The 1,975-nt window shown below is 72.1% G+C and carries 4 protein-coding genes, 1 pseudogene and 1 riboswitch; of the genes and pseudogenes, 2 read left to right on the top strand and 3 right to left on the bottom strand.

All coding sequences use genetic code 11. The features are described from left to right. Positions 1-122 precede the first annotated feature (122 nt). From G6021_RS06375 to G6021_RS06365, 3 genes are read right to left on the bottom strand one after another with little or no spacing between them, the layout of a single operon-like run. On the bottom strand, positions 123-599 hold the full coding sequence (locus tag G6021_RS06375) for an SRPBCC family protein (protein ID WP_179523243.1): 477 nt from the start codon (positions 597-599) through the stop codon (positions 123-125). Then, a complete protein-coding gene (locus tag G6021_RS06370) occupies positions 596-853 on the bottom strand; it encodes a hypothetical protein (RefSeq protein WP_182611046.1) in 258 nt (85 codons plus the stop codon). The genes G6021_RS06375 and G6021_RS06370 overlap by 4 nt, the downstream gene beginning before the upstream one ends. A 39-nt stretch (positions 854-892) precedes the next feature. Further along, on the bottom strand, positions 893-1,207 hold the full coding sequence (locus tag G6021_RS06365; protein WP_179523245.1) for an SMR family transporter: 315 nt from the start codon (positions 1,205-1,207) through the stop codon (positions 893-895). A 9-nt stretch (positions 1,208-1,216) separates the two neighbouring features. Next, positions 1,217-1,284, bottom strand: a riboswitch (guanidine-III (ykkC-III) riboswitch). Positions 1,285-1,434: 150 nt separating this feature from the next. Here G6021_RS06365 and G6021_RS06360 point away from each other — a divergent pair. Next, entirely contained in the window at positions 1,435-1,734 is a 300-nt protein-coding gene (locus G6021_RS06360; RefSeq protein ID WP_182611047.1) for an EthD family reductase, read from the top strand. Positions 1,735-1,784: 50 nt separating this feature from the next. Further along, a pseudogene (locus G6021_RS06355) lies at positions 1,785-1,975 on the top strand (hypothetical protein); the annotation flags it as partial.

Genomic DNA, 1,975 nt, shown 5'->3' with positions numbered 1-1,975 from the left:
TGGACGACCGCCGGCTCCTGGGGTTGACCTTCGTCGGTGGCCCGTGGTCCCGGATCGCCGCGGCTCCGCTGCTCCTCACGCGCGCCTAGACCGCGCCCGGCCCGCGGCGCGCGGCCGGATCGTCAGCGGTTCGACTCGTACCTCGCGGCCAGGCGCGAGAGCGTCTCGGTGATCCCGGCGGCGTTCTTCTCCGCCATCCCGACGCGCTCCATGACCCGCCCGATCTTCGACTCACGGTTGTCGAAGCTCTCGGTGACCTCGGTCCGCCCGTCGGCGGTCGGGGTGAACTCCCAGCGCCAGCGGTGCCCGGCGGGGTGGGCCCACTCGACGACCTTGAGCTCCGGGGTGTCGACATGCTCGGTCACCGTGGAGGTGATGCGGTACGGGACGCCGTACATCCGCATCCTCGTGGTGAACTTCGCACCCTCGGACAGGGCGGACGGGCCCTTGACGTTGTCGCGGACCGTCCCCGATCCGTCGACGAGGCCGTGCTTCGCGGGGTCGTTGACCAGCGCGAACAACTCGTCGGCGGGGGCGTTGACGGTGACGCGCCGGGCGACGACGCGCGGTCCGCGGTCGACTGTGGTGATGGAGGTCATGGGTGGACCGGTCCTCTCGGGAGACGTCGATGACGGTGCAGACCACGAGGGGTCTCGGGTCGGTGGGCCTGCCTCCGGACCACCGTACGCCCGAGTTCCGCCACGTTCCCGGCGACCGCACCGAGGCCGGCGCCGATGACCAGGCCCGGGGCCAGGCCGGTCGGGCCGGCGACCGCGAGCCCGATGATCAGGCCGGCCCCGGCCCCGTAGACGAGTCCCAGGCCGACCAGTGGTCCGGCCGCACGCGATCTCATCACCTCACCGTAGACCCCGGCGCCGCGCTGACGAGGCGGTCACGCAGCGGTCTTGAGTCCGACCACCCCGCCGATGATCACCAGGAGGAAGACCACCTTGGCCGGCGAGACCGGTTCCGCGCCGGTGGCCATGGCGTACAGCACGGTCAGGGAGGCGCCGATGCCGACCCACACGGCGTAGGCGGTTCCCACCGGGAGGCCTCTCATCGCGTAGGCCAACCCGGCCATGCTCACGACCAGGGCGACCCCGAACACCACGGACGGGACGAGCCGGGTGAAGCCCTCGGATCTGCCCAACGCGGTGGCCCACACCGCCTCGAGGATCCCGGACAGAACGAGTACGAACCACGCCATGACAGCCTCCGCGGGCCGTCTTGTCGCGCTCCGGGTACGGCGCCCCTCGTCCGGGAGACCCGTCCACGGGACTCTGGGGACCATGCTGGCACATCGGGAGCCGGTCCGACCGATCCGGACTCCGACCACAACCGGCGAATCCGTCTCCCCACCCGACCGACTGCGGCATCATCCCCGGTGCGCGACCCTCCGGACGACCGGATGGAGCGCCCCTCGAAAGGACCCCCTTGATCACCCTCACCGTCCTCTACGGAACCCCCGACGACGTCGAGAAGTTCGACGAGTACTACGACGGGACCCACATCCCCCTCGCCCGCGCGGTTCCGGGCCTCGACGACGCCAAGGTCACACGCTTCCTGCCCGGCCCGGACGGCTCCGCACCCGAGTTCCACCTGATGGCCCAGCTGTTCTTCGCGGACGCCGAGGCGATGGGAGCCGCGCTTGCGACGGACGAGGGCCGGGCACTGGTGGCGGACGGGGCGAACCTCGGGATCACCCCGACGATGCTCGTGGGCTCCACCGGGTAACCGCCGGGAACGCGCGGCCGCGGAGGGGCCGTGGGTACGGTGAGGCCACCATGACCCCTCACCACTCCCCCTCTGCGCGGCCGGACCGGGCATCCGTCCCCCCGTTGGCGGTGGCCGTGATCGGCGCCGGCGCGATCGGGACCGCGGTAGCGGAGGCACTGGAGAACGGCGACGTCCCCGGAGCGCGTCTGGTGGCGGTGCTCCGCTCGGGCAGCACGCGCGACGAGGTCGACGCGGCCGT

The sequence above is a fragment of the Dietzia sp. CW19 genome, assembly GCF_014145265.1.
Lineage (GTDB): Bacteria > Actinomycetota > Actinomycetes > Mycobacteriales > Mycobacteriaceae > Dietzia > Dietzia natronolimnaea.
Note: the sequence above shows the minus strand (reverse complement) of the source record. Positions and strands in the feature narration are given on the sequence as shown.